This window comes from Nocardioides sp. (genome assembly GCF_025965415.1).
Taxonomy (GTDB): domain Bacteria; phylum Actinomycetota; class Actinomycetes; order Propionibacteriales; family Nocardioidaceae; genus Nocardioides.
The window spans coordinates 1-15,958 of sequence record NZ_JAOPWY010000173.1; the positions used below are offsets into that span (position 1 = coordinate 1).

General features: G+C 70.7%; 14 protein-coding genes. 7 read left to right on the forward strand and 7 right to left on the reverse strand.

Translation table 11 applies throughout. The annotated features are described in order from the left end of the window. From sufB to JWN97_RS18200, 4 genes are all read right to left on the reverse strand, one after another. A partial coding sequence (gene sufB / locus JWN97_RS18185) for a Fe-S cluster assembly protein SufB (protein WP_297626071.1) occupies positions 1-1,057 on the reverse strand: 1,057 nt, incomplete at its 3' end. Next, positions 1,054-1,773 (reverse strand): metalloregulator ArsR/SmtB family transcription factor, encoded by a 720-nt coding sequence (locus tag JWN97_RS18190; RefSeq protein ID WP_297626075.1) that lies wholly within the window; start codon positions 1,771-1,773, stop codon positions 1,054-1,056. The genes sufB and JWN97_RS18190, both read right to left, overlap by 4 nt. Before the next feature lie 69 nt (positions 1,774-1,842). Beyond that, entirely contained in the window at positions 1,843-2,667 is an 825-nt protein-coding gene (locus JWN97_RS18195; protein ID WP_297626077.1) for an ABC transporter permease, read from the reverse strand. Further along, complete coding sequence (locus JWN97_RS18200; protein WP_297626079.1) at positions 2,664-3,668, reverse strand: ATP-binding cassette domain-containing protein; 1,005 nt, start codon at positions 3,666-3,668, stop codon at positions 2,664-2,666. The genes JWN97_RS18195 and JWN97_RS18200 overlap by 4 nt, the downstream gene beginning before the upstream one ends. A 65-nt stretch (positions 3,669-3,733) precedes the next feature. Between JWN97_RS18200 and JWN97_RS18205 the strand changes: the two genes are divergently transcribed. The 3 genes from JWN97_RS18205 to JWN97_RS18215 are packed head-to-tail and all read left to right on the forward strand — an operon-like array spanning position 3,734 to position 6,428. After that, positions 3,734-4,696 carry an ABC transporter ATP-binding protein gene (locus JWN97_RS18205; protein ID WP_297626082.1) on the forward strand — a complete coding sequence of 321 codons (963 nt, stop codon included), beginning with the start codon at positions 3,734-3,736 and terminating at the stop codon, positions 4,694-4,696. Continuing rightward, entirely contained in the window at positions 4,693-5,502 is an 810-nt protein-coding gene (locus JWN97_RS18210; RefSeq protein ID WP_297626085.1) for an ABC transporter permease, read from the forward strand. Before JWN97_RS18205 ends, JWN97_RS18210 begins: the two co-directional genes overlap by 4 nt. Beyond that, positions 5,502-6,428 carry a COX15/CtaA family protein gene (locus tag JWN97_RS18215; RefSeq protein WP_297626088.1) on the forward strand — a complete coding sequence of 309 codons (927 nt, stop codon included), beginning with the start codon at positions 5,502-5,504 and terminating at the stop codon, positions 6,426-6,428. The genes JWN97_RS18210 and JWN97_RS18215 overlap by 1 nt, the downstream gene beginning before the upstream one ends. 7 nt (positions 6,429-6,435) lie before the next feature. Here JWN97_RS18215 and JWN97_RS18220 read toward each other — a convergent pair whose 3' ends face one another. From JWN97_RS18220 to JWN97_RS18230, 3 genes are all read right to left on the reverse strand, one after another. Further along, the gene (locus JWN97_RS18220) at positions 6,436-6,912 is read right to left on the reverse strand and encodes a class F sortase (RefSeq protein ID WP_297626090.1); all 477 of its coding nucleotides are present in this window, start codon (positions 6,910-6,912) and stop codon (positions 6,436-6,438) included. Continuing rightward, on the reverse strand, positions 6,912-7,940 hold the full coding sequence (locus JWN97_RS18225) for a hypothetical protein (RefSeq protein WP_297626093.1): 1,029 nt from the start codon (positions 7,938-7,940) through the stop codon (positions 6,912-6,914). Before JWN97_RS18225 ends, JWN97_RS18220 begins: the two co-directional genes overlap by 1 nt. Positions 7,941-8,108: 168 nt before the next feature. Next, positions 8,109-9,077 (reverse strand): heme o synthase, encoded by a 969-nt coding sequence (locus JWN97_RS18230; RefSeq protein ID WP_297626096.1) that lies wholly within the window; start codon positions 9,075-9,077, stop codon positions 8,109-8,111. Between the two features lie 214 nt (positions 9,078-9,291). Between JWN97_RS18230 and tkt the strand changes: the two genes are divergently transcribed. From tkt to zwf, 4 genes are read left to right on the forward strand one after another with little or no spacing between them, the layout of a single operon-like run. Continuing rightward, entirely contained in the window at positions 9,292-11,403 is a 2,112-nt protein-coding gene (gene tkt / locus JWN97_RS18235; protein ID WP_297626099.1) for a transketolase, read from the forward strand. A gap of 43 nt (positions 11,404-11,446) precedes the next feature. Continuing rightward, entirely contained in the window at positions 11,447-12,562 is a 1,116-nt protein-coding gene (gene tal / locus JWN97_RS18240) for a transaldolase (protein ID WP_297626102.1), read from the forward strand. Continuing rightward, positions 12,559-14,229, forward strand: a complete 1,671-nt coding sequence (gene pgi, locus JWN97_RS18245; RefSeq protein ID WP_297626105.1) for a glucose-6-phosphate isomerase — start codon at positions 12,559-12,561, stop codon at positions 14,227-14,229. The genes tal and pgi overlap by 4 nt, the downstream gene beginning before the upstream one ends. Then, positions 14,229-15,752, forward strand: a complete 1,524-nt coding sequence (zwf, locus tag JWN97_RS18250; RefSeq protein WP_297626108.1) for a glucose-6-phosphate dehydrogenase — start codon at positions 14,229-14,231, stop codon at positions 15,750-15,752. Before pgi ends, zwf begins: the two co-directional genes overlap by 1 nt. Positions 15,753-15,958: the final 206 nt, after the last annotated feature.

Consider the following 15,958-nt stretch of genomic DNA (forward strand, 5'->3'; position numbering starts at 1 on the left):
GGATCGACGACGAGGTGTGCGGAGCGGCGTGCACCATCTTGGCGCCGGCGTCCTGGTGCTGACCCGCACCGGCGAACGCGATGGAGAGCGTCTCGCCCTTGGCGTGCTCGCCCATCAGGTAGATCGCGGGGTACTTCATCGTCACCTTGGAGCCGATGTTGCCGTCGACCCACTCCATGGTCGCGCCGGCCTCGCAGGTGGCGCGCTTGGTGACGAGGTTGTAGACGTTGTTCGACCAGTTCTGGATGGTCGTGTAGCGGCAGCGGCCGCCCTTCTTCACGATGATCTCCACGACCGCGGAGTGCAGCGAGTCGGAGGAGTAGATCGGGGCGGTGCAGCCCTCGACGTAGTGCACGTAGGCACCCTCGTCGACGATGATCAGGGTCCGCTCGAACTGGCCCATGTTCTCGGTGTTGATCCGGAAGTAGGCCTGCAGCGGGATGTCGACATGCACGCCAGGCGGCACGTAGATGAACGAGCCACCCGACCACACCGAGGTGTTCAGCGCGGCGAACTTGTTGTCACCGACCGGGATGACGGTGCCGAAGTACTCCTTGAAGAGCTCCTCGTGCTCCTTCAGCGCGGTGTCGGTGTCGACGAAGATGACGCCCTTCTCCTCGAGGTCCTCGCGGATCGAGTGGTAGACGACCTCCGACTCGTACTGCGCGGCCACGCCGGAGACAAGGCGCTGCTTCTCCGCCTCGGGGATGCCGAGCTTGTCGTAGGTGTTCTTGATGTCCTCGGGGAGGTCGTCCCAGGTCGCAGCCTGCTTCTCGCTCGAGCGCACGAAGTACTTGATGTTGTCGAAGTCGATCGTGCTGAGGTCGGAGCCCCAGGTCGGCATGGGCTTGCGGTGGAAGAGCTTGAGGCCCTTGAGCCGCAGGTCGAGCATCCACTGCGGCTCGTTCTTGAGGCCGGAGATGTTGCGCACGACGTCCTCGCTGAGCCCGCGCTTGGCGATCGAGCCGGCGGCGTCGCTGTCGGACCAGCCGAACTCGTAGCGGCCGATGCCCTTGAGCTCCGGGTTCAGGTCTTCGATGCTCAGGTTCTGGGTCATGACTGCTCCTTCGTGGGGTCCGTCTTCAGGTCCGTCTTGAGGTTCTGGGGGATGCAGGTGGTGCACACGCCGTCGCCGTGGGCGATGGTCGCCAGCCGCTGGACGTGGGTGCCGAGCACGGAGGCGATGGCCTCGGTCTCGGCCTCGCAGAGCTGCGGGAACTCGTGGGCGACGTGGGAGACCGGGCAGTGATGCTGGCACAGTTGCTCCCCGACGCTCTGGCCGCTCGCCATCGGCAGGTCCCGCACGGAGGCGGCGTAGCCCTGCTGGGTGAACACCTTCGCCAGCGCCTCGGCCGGCGTCAGGTCGGGGTCGAGGGTCATGGCCGCGGCGTAGTCACGCTCGACGAAGGCGACCCGGCGGCGGGCGAAGGCCACGACCGCCTCCTCGCCCTGCGTCTCGGCCATGAAGCGCATCGCCTGCACCGCGAGGTCGTCGTACTGCTGGTCGAAGCTGTCGCGGCCCGACTCCGTGAGCGCGAAGACCTTCGCCGGGCGGCCGCGGCCGCGCGTGCCGTAGACCTTCTGGTCGCGCGCCTCGACGACCGCCTCGACCAGCAGGTGGTCGAGGTGACGACGTACGGCGGCGGGCGTCAGGTCGAGCAGCCGGGCCAGGTCGGCGGCCGTGGAGGGGCCGTTCTCCAGGATCGTGCGCGCCACACGGTCGCGCGTGGGCGCGTCGCCGTCCGGTGTCGTCGCCGTCCTGGTGAATTCCACAACGCCAGTGTGACGTTAATGCGGTGGCCCGTTCAAGCAAGGGTCACCTAACTCGGCGAACCCGGAGGGTCAGTCGGCGGTGCGGGCCCGGAAGGTGCGGATCGCCAGCGGGGCGACCACGGCCGTGATGAGGATGATCCACCCGATCGTGAACGGGATCGGGTGGTGCATCGGGAAGGCCGCGCCGGCGGCCAGCGGCTGGTCGTTGCCCCACAGCTCACGCACCGCCTGGGTGAGCGAGGAGATCGGGTTCCACTCGGCGATGAAACGCAGGACCGTGGGCATCCGGTCGGTGGGCGCGAAGGTGTTGGCCAGGAAGGTGATCGGGAACATGGTCGCGAACATGACGCCGTTGACGGCCTCGACCGAGCGCATCGCCGACCCCACCCAGATGCCGACCCAGATCATCGCGAAGCCCCAGCCGACGAGCAGGAGGTAGCCCAGGGCGGCCTCGAAGACGTTGGTGTGGATCCGCCAGCCGATGACCAGGCCGGTCAGTGACATGACCACCAGGCCGATCGAGGAGTGGGCCAGGCTGGACATGCTCCGGCCGACGAGGACGGCCGCCGGGTTGATCGGCAGCGACCGCATCCGGTCGACGATGCCCTTCTCGAGGTCGGCGGTGAGGCCGACCGCGACGATGAAGGACGCGAAGGCGACCGTCTGGGCCATGATCCCGGCCAGCAGGAAGGCGCGGTAGCCGGCCGGGGTCGCCACGTCGATGGAGGAGCCGAAGACGTAGGCGAAGAGCAGGACGAACATGACCGGCTGGATGGTCACGTCCATCAACATCTCTGGCATCCGCTTGATGTGGAGGAAGTTGCGGCGCGCGATGGCCCACGACTGCGTGAGCAGTCCGGTCGGCCGGATCTCGGGTCGCTCGATCGTGCTCATCGGGCCATCTCCCCTGCCGCCTCACCGGCGGGCTCGTCGTCGGTCGGGTCGTCGGGTCGGGTCTCGGCGCGGTGGCCGGTCAGGTGGAGGAACACGTCGTCGAGGCTCGGGCGCTTGAGCCCGATGTCGTCGAGCACGATGTCGCTCGCGTCGAAGATGCCCGCCACGCGTGTCATGTGGCCCAGCCCCTCCGCGGGGGCGGTCAGCTGCCGCGCGCCGGCGTCGACGTGGACCTCGCGCACGTGCGGGCGCAGGAGGGACTCGGCCGCCTCGAGGTCGTGGGCGTGGGAGACCGTGACCACCAGGGCCGCGGCGCCGGACTGGTCCTTGAGCTGGAGCGGGGTGCCCTCCGCGATCACGGTGCCGCGGTCGATGACCACGATGTTGTCGGCCAGCTGGTCGGCCTCCTCGAGGTATTGGGTGGTCAGCAGGAGCGTGGTGCCGTCGGCGACCAGCTCGCGCAGGACCTCCCACAGCTCGACGCGCGAGCGCGGGTCCAGGCCGGTGGTGGGCTCGTCGAGGAAGAGCACCGGCGGCGTCGCGATGAGGCTCACCGCCAGGTCGAGGCGGCGCCGCATCCCGCCGGAGTAGGTCTTGGCGATCCGGTCCCCCGCGTCGGCGAGGGAGAACCGCTCGAGAAGGTCGACGCTGGCGCGCTTGATGTAGGCCGGGTCGAGGCCGTAGAGGCTGCCGATGAGGCGGAGGTTCTCCCGGCCGGTCAGCAGCTCGTCGACGGTGGCCGCCTGACCGGTGAGGCCCATGCTCCGGCGCACCGCCCCGGGCTCGGTGAGGATGTCGTGACCGGCCACCCGTCCGGTGCCGGAGGTCGGCCGGGTGAGCGTGGTCATCATCCGGACCGTGGTGGTCTTGCCGGCACCGTTGGGACCGAGCAGGCCCAGCACGGAGCCCTCGGGAACGACGAACGAGACGCCGTCGACGGCCACGGTGTCTCCGAAGTGCTTGACCAGACCCTCGGCCTCGATCGCTGCAGAGCGTGTCATGGTGGCCACGCTAGCGGTGGGGTCCGACACCGGCACCTCTGTTGCGCGCACCTAGACTTCGCCTCGTGTCAACCGCCTCCCCCGCCGTCGAGATCGACGGACTGGTGATGAGGTACGGCGACAAGGTGGCCGTCGACGGTCTGTCGCTCGAGGTGGCCCGCGGCACCATCACCGCCGTGCTCGGCCCCAACGGCGCCGGCAAGACCACCACGCTGGAGACCTGCGAGGGCTACCGCGCACCGCAGCAGGGCACGGTGCGGGTCCTTGGGCTGGACCCCCAGCGCGAGCGCGCGGCCCTGCTCCCCCGGATCGGCGTGATGCTCCAGGCCGGTGGCGCGTGGAGCGGCGTGCGCGCCCACGAGATGCTCGAGCACATGGCGGCGCTGCACGCCCACCCGCTCGACACCGCCGTGCTGAGCGAGCGACTGGGACTGGCCGACTGCGGCAAGACCCCCTACCGCCGGCTCTCCGGTGGGCAGCAGCAGCGACTGGGCCTGGCGATCGCGCTGGTCGGCCGCCCCGAGCTGGTCTTCGTGGACGAGCCCACCGCGGGCATGGACCCGCAGGCACGGCGTACGACGTGGGAGCTGCTGGATGAGGTCCGCGCCGACGGGGTCACCGTCGTGCTCACCACCCACCACATGGACGAGGCCGAGCACCTGGCCGACCGGATCCACATCATCGACCGCGGCACCGTGATCGTCAGCGGCACCCCCGCCGAGCTGACCCGCGGGGGGCGCTCGGCCACCATCCGCCTCGTGGTCAACCGGCCCTTCCCCGACGGCGCCCCCGAGTCGTTGCGGGCCGAGCTCGGGCCCCACACCGAGGTCCGCCAGCTCGACGAGGTCAGCATGCTCATCCACGGTCCCGCCGACTCGATGACGCTGGGCCGGGTCTCGCGCTGGTGCGAGGAGCACGACGTGCTGCCGCAGACCCTCAACCTGGGCCAGCGCAACCTCGAGGACGTCTTCCTCGAGCTCACCGGCCGGGATCTCGAGAGCACCCCTCGACGTCGGGACCCCGCATGAGCATCCGAGGATCGGACGTCTCGGCTTCCGGCACCTTCACGCCCGCGCCCGGCGGAGCACCGCTGGCGCGGATGGTGCTCGCCCAGGCCCGCATGGAGGCGCGGCTGATGCTGCGCAACGGCGAGCAGCTGCTCCTCGCGATCGTCATCCCGGTCATCGTGCTCGTCGGTGGCGTGGCGGCGGCCGGTCGCATCGGGATCGACCTCGACGGCCACCGGCCCGTCGACATCCTCACCCCGGGAGTGCTGGCGCTCGCGATCATGTCGACGGCCTTCACCTCGGTCGCCATCGCGACCGGCTTCGAGCGGCGCTACGGCGTGATCAAGCTCCTCGGCTCGTCGCCCCTGCCGCGGCAGGGACTCCTGCTGGGCAAGGTCCTGGCCCTCCTCAACGTCGTGGTGCTGCAGCTCGTCGTGCTCGTGGTGGTCGGGCTGCTGCTGGGCTGGGAACCGACGCTGGCCCATCCCCCGCGCTCGCTCCTCGGGCTCCTGCTGGCGGTGGGCCTCGGCACGGCGGCCTTCGCGGCCCTGGGCCTCTTCGTCGCCGGCGTCCTGCGTGCGGAGGCGACGCTGGCCCTGGCCAACCTCGTCTACCTGCTGCTGATGGCCGGCGGTGGCGTCGTGCTGCCGGCGAGCACCTACGGCGCCGCGTCGCCGTTCGTCTCCCTGCTGCCCTCCGGCGCGCTGGGCGAGGCGATGCGCGCGGCACTGGTGCACGCCAGCATCGACGGCACGTCCCTGCTCGTGCTCGCCGCCTGGGCCGCGGTCGGCACCGTGCTCACGGCCCGGACCTTCAGGTGGGAATGATGGACACCCTGCTCGACCGGCTGGCTCGCCACCTGTGGCCCCTCGCGGTGGCCAACCTCGTGGCCAACATCGGGATCGTGGTGACCGGCGCCGCCGTCCGGCTGACCGGCTCGGGGCTCGGCTGCCCCACGTGGCCACGGTGCACCGACGCGTCGTACGTCGCCCACGGGGAGCTCGGCTTCCACGGCGCCATCGAGTTCGGCAACCGGATGCTGACCTTCGCCCTCACCGCGGTGGCGATCTTGTGCTTCCTCGCCGCGCTCGGCTCCCGGCACCGTCGGGCGACGCGGCTGGCGCTCGTCATCGGCCTCGGGATCCCCCTGCAGGCGGTGATCGGCGGCATCACCGTGCTGACCGACCTCAACCCGTGGATCGTGGCCGGTCACTTCCTGCTGTCGATGGCGATCATCATGGTCTGCGTCGCGCTGCTCGACGAGCTGCGCAGCCCCGAGCGCGGAGCCGCACCGCCGTTGCCCCGGTGGCTGGCCTGGGCGACCCTCGCGGCCGGCTGGGTGGTGCTCTACCTCGGCACCGTGGTGACGGGCGCGGGCCCGCACGCCGGCGACACCGACTCGCCGCGCAACGGCCTGGCCCCGGTGACGGTCTCGCACGTCCACGCGTACGCCGTCTACGTCCTGGTCGCGCTCACCGTCGTGCTCCTGGTCGTCGCGCTGCGCGGTGGCCACCGCTGGCTGGCCACGGTGACCGCCCTGGTGCTCCTCATCGAGGTGCTGCAGGGGGTGCTCGGGTGGGTGCAGTACGCGCTCGACCTGCCGGTCGGACTGGTCGCGCTGCACATGCTCGGCGCGGCCCTGCTCGCCGCTGGGCTCGCCCGGATCGCCCTCGCCGTCCTGCCCCACCGCGCGGGCCTGGAGGCCCGCGCGGACGGGGTGGAACAGCCGGACGGGGCGACGCGGTCGCCCTGAGCCGGGACTAGCGGCGGATCTTGCGGGCGAAGACGAGGGTGCGCTTGGAGTAGTCGTCCGCCTTGCACCCGACGAGCACGATCCGGGCGGGGCCCGAGACCGAGTAGAGCGGGCCTATCCGCCGCCCGGCCGGCCAGAACTCGCGGGCGGTGACCTTGAAGCGGCAGCCGGCGACCTTGATCACGTCGCCGCGGCGCAACTGCCCCCACCGGTCGGCCACCCCGTTGCCGGCCCGCCAGGCGTGGCCGGCGTAGACGGTGCTGCCGGTCGGGTCGCAGGGCGGGTCACCCTGCGACCAGGTGTAGACGGCGCCGTTGAGGCGCCAGCCCACGTCCAGCGTGTCGTGACGGGCGGGCACCTGGATGACCACCGCGTCGGTGCCGGTCCGGCCGATCTGGAGCCGGTCAGGGGCGGCGTGAGCCGCGCCCTGACCGAACAGGACCGACGCGCCCAGCACCACGAGCGTGAGCGCCAGGCGGCGCATCACGCACCAGTGTCGGGCGCGAACTCGGGCACCTGCGCGCACGCCTTGCGGCTGAAGGTCATCCGCCAGACCTGCTTGCCCTTGAGCAGGTAGGTCGAGTCGGCCGCCTTGGCCCGGACGGTGACCGTGCGGGTCTTCGCCTTGAGCCAGACGCCCTCGCGCAGCACCTTGCCGTTGGCCGTGTAGACCACGCCGGAGCTCTTGGCGACCTTGAACAGGTCGCTCGCGCGCCCACACTTGTCGATGTGCTTGGCCGCCGCGCGGACCACGCGGACCTCGGCGGGCAGCACCTCGGGCGGGGTGACGACAGGCGGGGTGACGACCGGCGGGGTGACCACCGGAGGCGTCACGACCGGAGGCGTCACGACGGGGCACGGCTGGTTGCTGTCGGTCGGCACCGGGTAGGTGAGGACCGTCTGGCCGTTGTCGAAGACGTAGCCCTGGTTGGCCGTGACGGTCAGGCTGCCGTTGGCGTTGGTCACGCTCGTCCACGGGCCCGAGGGCACCGTGCCGTAGTGAGCGTTGCCCGGCCCGCAGTCGTCGACGACGGGCACTGTCGGCGCCGCCACCTTCGTGACGTTGCAGCTGTCGGAGAACGAGGCGACCGGGATGCTGCCGGAGTTGCTCGCCTTCACGCCGTTGGTCCACTCGGCCCCGAGCGTCAGCGTGAGCGCCGACGTGGGCTTGGCGGTGACCGTCTCGGCGAAGGTCTTGGTCTGGGCCGCCGTCAGGGTCGTCCCGACCGGAACGGCCGAGGGACGGTTGGACGACGTGATCGTCTCGGTGATCTGCTCACTGTTGGCCACGCTCCACGTGACCGTCCAGCCTCCGCCCGTCGCACAAGCGACGGTGCCGGAGATCGTGTTGTGGTGGGCGCTGGCGGCGCCGGCGATCCCCACCACCGCGAATCCCACCGCGAGGACCAGGGTCACCACCCGGCTCATCGCCCGGTGGCCGACGCGCCCCCCGCGCGTCTTGTTGTCATTGCTCGATGCGTCGAACAGTCGCTCTTGTGGCGCTGCAGTCATGGTGCACGTGCTCCCCAGGTTGCCGGGGTAGGCCCACTGCCTCCCCGTGTCACTGATTGAACGCGAGGACTGGACCACGGACACGGCAGGATGCCTCAAGAACTCATCTGGAATCCGTCAGTCTCCAGACGATTCCCGGAGTTTGCGCTAGAAGCTGCCGCTTTCGGGTCAGCGGCCCAGCAGAGGGTCGAGCGCCACGGCCACGAAGAGCAGCGAGAGATAGAGGTTGGAGGCGTGGAAGAGGCGCATCGGGTTGATCTCGCCGAGCACGTCGGAGCCCTTGGCGCGCGCCCACATGCGGTGCGCCTCGACGAGGAAGATCGCGCCCAGGACGGCCGCCGCGACCGGGTAGACCAGGCTGGTCCCGGCGACGGGCCACAGCAGCAGGGACGTCGCGACCATGACCCAGCTGTAGAGGACCACCTGGCGCCCGACCTCGGCCGCGGGCCGGACCACGGGCAGCATCGGCACGTCGACGTTGCGGTAGTCCTCGCGGTAGCGCAGCGCCAGCGCCCACGTGTGGGGCGGGGTCCAGAAGAAGACGACCAGGAAGAGCACCACCGGCGTCCAGGCCAGCTCGCCGGTGACCGCCGTCCAGCCGATCAGCGCGGGGAAGCAGCCCGCGAGCCCGCCCCAGACGATGTTCTGGGTGGTGCGGCGCTTGAGGACCATCGTGTAGACGAAGACGTAGAACGCGTTGGCGAGCACGGACAAGGTGGCGGAGAGCCAGTTGACCCACAGCCCCAGCACCACGGTCGACAGCACGGCCAGCACGGTCGCGAAGACCAGCGCCGACACGGGCGAGACGATGTGGCGCGGCAGCGCCCGGCGACGCGTACGACGCATCTGCTCGTCGATGTCGCGGTCGTAGACGCAGTTGTACGCCGACGCGGAGCCGGCCGACAGCGCGCCGCCCACGACGGTCGCGGCCACCAGGCCGAGGGGCGGGATGCCGCGCTCGGCGAAGAACATCACCGGGACGGTCGTCAGGAGGAGCAGCTCGATGACCCGCGGCTTGGTCAGCCCGACGTAGGCGGCGACCACGTCGCGCCAGGTGGGCTCCCCCTCCGGCCTGGTGGCGCCGTCACCCGTCGACGGCCGGGCAGACGCATCGGCGTGCGGACCGGCTTGGGACACGGTGAGGACCTCTGGGGACGGGGAGGGGATGGGGAGGGGATGGGACGCGGGCGTTGGGGAACCGGAGGGGTGGACGGCCAGAAATCCGGCGGCCCGGGCCACCCTCGGGTGGGGTCGAGTCTACTCGGCCGCGGCGATAGGCTCGCAGTCGAGGCCACCGGATCGCACGTGATCCTGGCTGCACCCCCGGCTGTCCCCCTCGAGAGGAACTGCGTTGACCGAGAAGTCCGCCCTGCCCGCCACCCTCGAGTGGAACGAGCTCGACGACCGCGCCGTCGACACCGTCCGCGTGCTGGCGATGGACGCAGTGCAGAAGGTCGGCAACGGCCACCCCGGCACGGCGATGAGCCTGGCACCGGCGGCGTACCTGCTCTTCCAGAAGGTCATGCGCCACAACCCGGCCGACCCGCACTGGTCCGGACGCGACCGCTTCGTCCTGTCCTGCGGCCACTCGAGCCTCACCCTCTACATCCAGCTCTACCTCGGCGGCTGGGGCCTCGAGCTCGAGGACCTCAAGGCGCTGCGCACGTGGGGCTCCAAGACCCCCGGCCACCCGGAGTTCGGCCACACCGCCGGCGTCGAGACCACCACCGGCCCGCTCGGCCAGGGCATCGGCAACGCGGTCGGCATGGCCATGGCGGCCCGGCGCGAGCGCGGCATGCTCGACCCCAACGCGCCCGAGGGCGCCTCGCCGTTCGACCACCAGATCTACGCCTTCTGCAGCGACGGCGACATCGAGGAGGGCGTGAGCGCCGAGGCCTCCGCCCTCGCGGGCGTCCAGGAGCTCGGCAACCTCACCGTCATCTACGACGCCAACCGCATCTCGATCGAGGACGACACCGACATCGCGCTCGCCGAGGACGTCGCGGCCCGCTACGAGGCCTACGGCTGGCACGTGCAGACCGTCGACTGGACCCACGACGAGACGACGTACGCCGAGGACGTCCCGGCGCTCTACGCCGCGATCCGCAAGGCCCGACAGGTCACCGACCGGCCCAGCTTCATCGTGCTGCGCACCATCATCGCGTGGCCCGCGCCGACCCTGCAGAACACCGGCAAGAGCCACGGCTCCGCCCTCGGCGACGAGGAGGTCGCCGCCACCAAGAAGATCCTCGGCTTCGATCCCGAGCAGACCTTCGAGGTGCCGGCCGACGTCATCGAGCACACGCGTGGGCTGGTGGCGCGCGGCAAGGCCGCGCAGTCCGCCTGGGACGAGGACTTCGCCCGCTGGGCGAAGAAGCCGTCCGCCGACCGTGCCCTCTTCGACCGCATGCAGACCCGCACGCTCCCCGACGGGTGGGCCGACGCCCTGCCGACCTTCGAGGCCGACCCCAAGGGTGTCGCCACGCGGGTCGCCTCGGGCAAGACCATCAACGCCATCGCGCCCGGCCTGCCCGAGCTGTGGGGCGGCTCGGCCGACCTGGCCGGCTCCAACAACACGACCATCGAGGGCGTCCCGTCGTTCCTGCCCAAGGACCGCTCGACGAAGATGTTCGCCGGCGACCCGCTCGCCGGCCGCGTGCTGCACTTCGGCATCCGCGAGCACGGCATGGGCGCGATCATGAACGGCATCGCCGTCCACGGCGGCACCCGCGTCTTCGGCGGCACGTTCCTCACCTTCTCCGACTACATGCGTCCCGCGGTCCGCCTCGCGGCACTCATGCAGCTGCCGGTGACCTACGTCTGGACGCACGACTCCATCGGCCTCGGCGAGGACGGTCCGACCCACCAGCCGATCGAGCACCTCGCGGCCCTGCGCGCCATCCCCGGCCTCGACGTCGTACGCCCCGCGGACGCCAACGAGACCGTCGCCGCGTGGAAGGCCGTGCTCGACCACAACGACCGGCCCGCCGGCCTGTGCCTGAGCCGGCAGAACGTGCCGACCTTCCCGCGCGGCGTGGACGGCTTCTCCGACACGTCCAACGTCCACCGCGGCGGCTACGTCCTGCTCGACACCGACGGGATCCCCGACGTCGTGCTCATCGGCACCGGCTCCGAGGTCCAGCTGGCGGTCGAGGCGCGTGAGCTCCTAGCCGCCGACGGCATCGCCGCGCGCGTCGTCTCGATGCCGTGCCGCGAGTGGTACGACGAGCAGGAGACGTCCTACCGGGAGACGGTCGTCCCGCCGCTGGTCAAGGCCCGCGTGTCGGTCGAGGCCGGCATCGCGCTCGGCTGGCGCGAGGTCGTCGGCGACCACGGCCGCATCGTCTCGATCGACCACTACGGCGCGTCCGCCGACTACGAGCGGATCTACCGCGAGTTCGGCATCACCGCGGAGGCCGTTGCCCAGGCGGCCCGCGACAGCATCGCGTCCGCCAGCGCCTGAGCGCGCCCGCACGCCCACCGACCACACCCACACGGAGGCACCGATGAACGACCGTCTCAAGGCCCTGGCTGACGCCGGGGTGTCCATCTGGCTCGACGACCTGTCCCGCGAGCGCCTGGAGACCGGCAACCTCGCCGACCTGGTGAAGAACAGCCACGTCGTCGGCGTGACGTCCAACCCGGCCATCTTCCAGGCCGCGCTCGCCGACGGTGAGCGCTACGACGCCCAGGTCCGCGAGCTCGCGGCCGCGGGCGCCGACGTCGACACGGCGACGCAGACCATCACCACCGACGACGTGCGCGAGGCGTGCAAGGTGCTGCGACCGGTCTTCGACGCCACCGACGGCGTCGACGGCCGCGTGTCGATCGAGGTCTCCCCCGGCTTCGCCCACGACACCGAGTCGACGGTGCGCGAGGCCGCGGAGCTCTGGAAGGTCGTGGGCGAGCCCAACCTGCTCATCAAGATCCCGGGCACCAAGGAGGGCTGGCCTGCGATCACCGAGACCATCGGCGCCGGCATCTCGGTCAACGTCACGCTGATCTTCGGCCTCGAGCAGTACCGCAACGTGATGGAGGCCTACGTCTCCGGGCTCGAGAAGGCCCTCGCTGCGGGGCACGAGCTGGCCGACATCCACTCCGTGGCGTCGTTCTTCGTCTCGCGTGTCGACTCCGAGATCGACAAGCGGCTCGAGGCGATGACGCAGGGACCGGGCACCGACGCCGACCTGCGCGGCAAGGCCGGCGTCGCCAACGCCCGCCTCGCGTTCCGGATGTACGAGGAGTTCTTCAGCGGTGCCCGCTGGGAGAAGCTCGAGGCCGAGGGCGCCCGCAAGCAGCGTCCGCTGTGGGCCTCCACCGGGGTCAAGAACCCCGACTACGACGACACGATGTACGTCGTCGACCTCGTCGTCGAGGACACCGTCAACACGATGCCCGAGAAGACCCTCGAGGCCGTCGCCGACCACGGCGAGGTGCGGGGTGACCGGGTCCGGCCGTTCTACGACGACGCCGCCGCCCACATGCAGGCGCTGGCCGACGCCGGCATCGACTACGACGACGTAATCGAGGTCCTCATCAAGGAGGGGGTCGAGAAGTTCGTCGTCGCCTGGGACGAGCTCCAGACCACCCTCGCCGCGTCGCTCGAGGCCGCGCGGGCATGAGCGGGAGCGGGCCGGTGGATCCCACCACCACGGGGGCATGGGCCCAGCTGGCCCGCATCGCCGACGGGTACGACCTGGACCTGCGCCGGCAGCTGAGGGACGACCCGGCCTGGGTGCCGCACCAGACGCTCCGCGCGGGTGAGCTGTTCGTCGACCTGTCCAAGAACCTCTTCGACGACGGGGTCGACGCCACGCTGCTCCGCCTCGCCGACGAGGTCGGCGTCGCCGCCCGGCGCGACGCGATGTTCGCCGGTGAGCACATCAACGTCACCGAGGACCGCGCGGTGCTCCACACCGCCCTGCGCCTGCCCGCCGAGGCCTCGCTGGAGGTCGACGGCCAGCAGGTCGTGGCCGACGTGCACGAGGTGCTGAGGAGGGTCTACGCCTTCGCCGAGCGCGTCCGGTCGGGCGACTGGACGGGTGTGACCGGCGAGCGCATCGAGACCGTGGTCAACATCGGCATCGGCGGCTCCGACCTCGGCCCGGTGATGGCCTACGAGGCGCTCGAGCCCTACCGGCACGACGGGCTGACCTGCCGCTTCATCAGCAACATCGACCCGACCGACGCCGCGCAGAAGCTCGCCGGGCTCAACCCCGAGACGACCCTCTTCATCGTGTCGAGCAAGACCTTCGGCACGCTCGAGACGCTCACCAACGCCCGGCTGTGCAAGGCCTGGCTCCTCGAGCACCTGCCCGCGGGCAGCGACCCGGCGGCTGCGGTCGCGCAGCACTTCGTGGCGGTCTCGACCGCCCTCGACAAGGTCGCCGAGTTCGGCATCGACACCGACAACGCCTTCGGCTTCTGGGACTGGGTCGGCGGACGCTACTCGTTGGACTCCGCCATCGGCCTCTCCCTCGTGATCGCGATCGGTCCCGCCCACTTCGCCGAGCTCCTCGCCGGCTTCCACGCGATGGACGAGCACTTCCGCACCGCCCCGGCGGCCAGCAACGTCCCGCTCAAGATGGGCCTGCTCAACGTCTGGTACACCAACTTCCTCGGCGCCCACACCCACGCCGTGCTCCCCTACTCGCAGCTGCTGCACCGGTTCCCGGCCTACCTCCAGCAGCTCACCATGGAGTCCAACGGCAAGAGCGTGCGGTGGGACGGCAGTCCGGTGGGCTACGACACCGGCGAGATCTTCTGGGGGGAGCCGGGCACCAACGGGCAGCACGCCTTCTACCAGCTCATCCACCAGGGCACCCGGCTCGTGCCGGCGGACTTCATCGCCTTCGCGCGGCCGGCGTACCCCCTCGTCGACGAGCACGACGGCGAGCGGGTCGACGTGCACGAGCTGCTGCTCGCCAACTTCTTCGCGCAGACGCAGGCGCTGGCCTTCGGCAAGACCCCCGACGAGCTGCGGGCGGAGGGCGTGGCCGAGGAGCTGGTCCCGGCGCGCACCTTCCCCGGCAACCGTCCGACCACCTCGATCATGGCCCCTGCCCTGACCCCGAGCGTCCTCGGCCAGCTGGTGGCCCTCTACGAGCACATCACGTTCGTGCAGGGTGCGGTGTGGGGCATCGACAGCTTCGACCAGTGGGGCGTCGAGCTCGGCAAGCAGCTCGCGCAGCAGCTGCGCCCGGCGGTGGGCGGCGACGCGGCAGTCGCGGCCCAGAAGGACCCCTCCACGCAGTCCCTGATCGGCTACTACCAGGAGAACCGAGCCTGATGACCTCCCCCAACCCACTGCGCGACCCGCAGGACCGCCGGCTGCCGCGCATCGCGGGACCGTGCGGGATGGTGCTCTTCGGCGTGACGGGTGACCTGTCGCGCAAGAAGATCATGCCGGCCATCTACGACCTCGCCAACCGCGGCCTGCTGCCCCCGGGCTTCAGCCTCGTCGGCTTCGCCCGGCGCGACTGGGAGGACCAGGACTTCGCGCAGATCGTGCACGACGCGGTCGAGCAGTACGCCCGCACCCCCTTCCGCGAGGAGGTGTGGAAGCAGCTCTCCGAGGGCTTCCGCTTCGTGCCGGGCAACTTCGACGACGACGCCGCCTTCGAGCAGCTGCGCCGCACCGTCGAGGAGCTCGACCAGCTCCGCGGCACCGGCGGCAACATGGCGTTCTACCTCGCCATCCCGCCCGGCTTCTTCGGCACCGTCGTCGGCCAGCTCAAGGAGCACGGACTCGCCGACCGCACGGCCGACCAGTGGCGCCGCGTGGTGGTGGAGAAGCCGTTCGGCCACGACCTCGAGTCCGCGCGCGAGCTCAACGACATCCTCGCCGGCGTCTTCCCGTCGGGCTCGATCTTCCGGATCGACCACTACCTCGGCAAGGAGACGGTGCAGAACATCCTGGCGATCCGGTTCGCCAACAACATGTTCGAGCCGATCTGGAACTCCCACTACGTCGACCACGTGCAGATCACGATGGCCGAGGACATCGGCATCGGCGGCCGGGCCGGCTACTACGACGGCATCGGTGCCGCGCGCGACGTCATCCAGAACCACCTCCTCCAGCTGATGGCGCTGGTCGCGATGGAGGAGCCGCTCGCCTTCGACGCCGAGAGCCTGCGCATGGAGAAGCAGAAGGTGCTCGCCTCCGCGCAGCTGCCGCCGCGCCTCGACCTGACCACCGCACGCGGCCAGTACGCCGCCGGCTGGGCCGGCGGCGAGAAGGTCATCGGGTTCCTGGAGGAGGAGGGCATCAAGAAGACCTCCACCACCGAGACGTTCGCCGCGATCACCGTCCACGTCGACACCCGCCGCTGGGCCGGCGTGCCGTTCTACCTCCGCACCGGCAAGCGCCTCGGCCGCCGCGTCACCGAGGTGGCCATCGTCTTCAAGCGCGCGCCGCACCTGCCGTTCTCGCAGACCGCCACGGAGGACCTGTCGCAGAACGCGCTGGTGATCCGCGTCCAGCCCGACGAGGGCATGACGATGCGCTTCGGCGCCAAGGTGCCGGGCACCGCGATGGAGATCCGCGACGTCAACATGGACTTCGCCTACGGCGGCACGTTCACCGAGGCGAGCCCCGAGGCCTACGAGAAGCTGATCCTCGACGTGCTGCTCGGCGACCCGCCGCTGTTCCCGCAGCACGAGGAGGTCGAGCTGTCCTGGAAGATCCTCGACCCGATCCTCGACTACTGGGCCAAGCACGGGAAGCCCGACTCCTACGAGTCCGGCACCTGGGGCCCGGAGTCCGCCCACAAGATGCTCGCCCGTGAGGGAAGGACGTGGCGCCGGCCATGACCTCACCCCACGCTGTTCCCCGACTCCCCCGCTCCGCTCCCCCGTCGAACCACACCGCAGGGACCCCGAGATGATCGAACTCCTGGACACCAACGCCTCCGAGATCTCGTCGGCGTTCGTCGAGCATCGCACCAGGCACGGCAGCCCGGCCCAGGGCATGGTGATGACGATGGTGATCGTCGCCGTCGAGGACGGCGCCAAGGAGG

Excerpts from the sequence above, each read along its gene's own strand:
- JWN97_RS18195 (WP_297626077.1), bottom strand. The coding sequence starts at position 2,667 with ATGAGCACGATCGAGCGACCCGAGATCCGGCCGACCGGACTGCTCACG.
- JWN97_RS18200 (WP_297626079.1), bottom strand. The coding sequence starts at position 3,668 with ATGACACGCTCTGCAGCGATCGAGGCCGAGGGTCTGGTCAAGCACTTC.
- JWN97_RS18210 (WP_297626085.1), top strand. The coding sequence starts at position 4,693 with ATGAGCATCCGAGGATCGGACGTCTCGGCTTCCGGCACCTTCACGCCC.
- JWN97_RS18215 (WP_297626088.1), top strand. The coding sequence starts at position 5,502 with ATGGACACCCTGCTCGACCGGCTGGCTCGCCACCTGTGGCCCCTCGCG.
- JWN97_RS18220 (WP_297626090.1), bottom strand. The coding sequence starts at position 6,912 with ATGCGCCGCCTGGCGCTCACGCTCGTGGTGCTGGGCGCGTCGGTCCTG.
- JWN97_RS18225 (WP_297626093.1), bottom strand. The coding sequence starts at position 7,940 with ATGACTGCAGCGCCACAAGAGCGACTGTTCGACGCATCGAGCAATGAC.
- tal (WP_297626102.1), top strand. The coding sequence starts at position 11,447 with ATGAACGACCGTCTCAAGGCCCTGGCTGACGCCGGGGTGTCCATCTGG.
- pgi (WP_297626105.1), top strand. The coding sequence starts at position 12,559 with ATGAGCGGGAGCGGGCCGGTGGATCCCACCACCACGGGGGCATGGGCC.
- zwf (WP_297626108.1), top strand. The coding sequence starts at position 14,229 with ATGACCTCCCCCAACCCACTGCGCGACCCGCAGGACCGCCGGCTGCCG.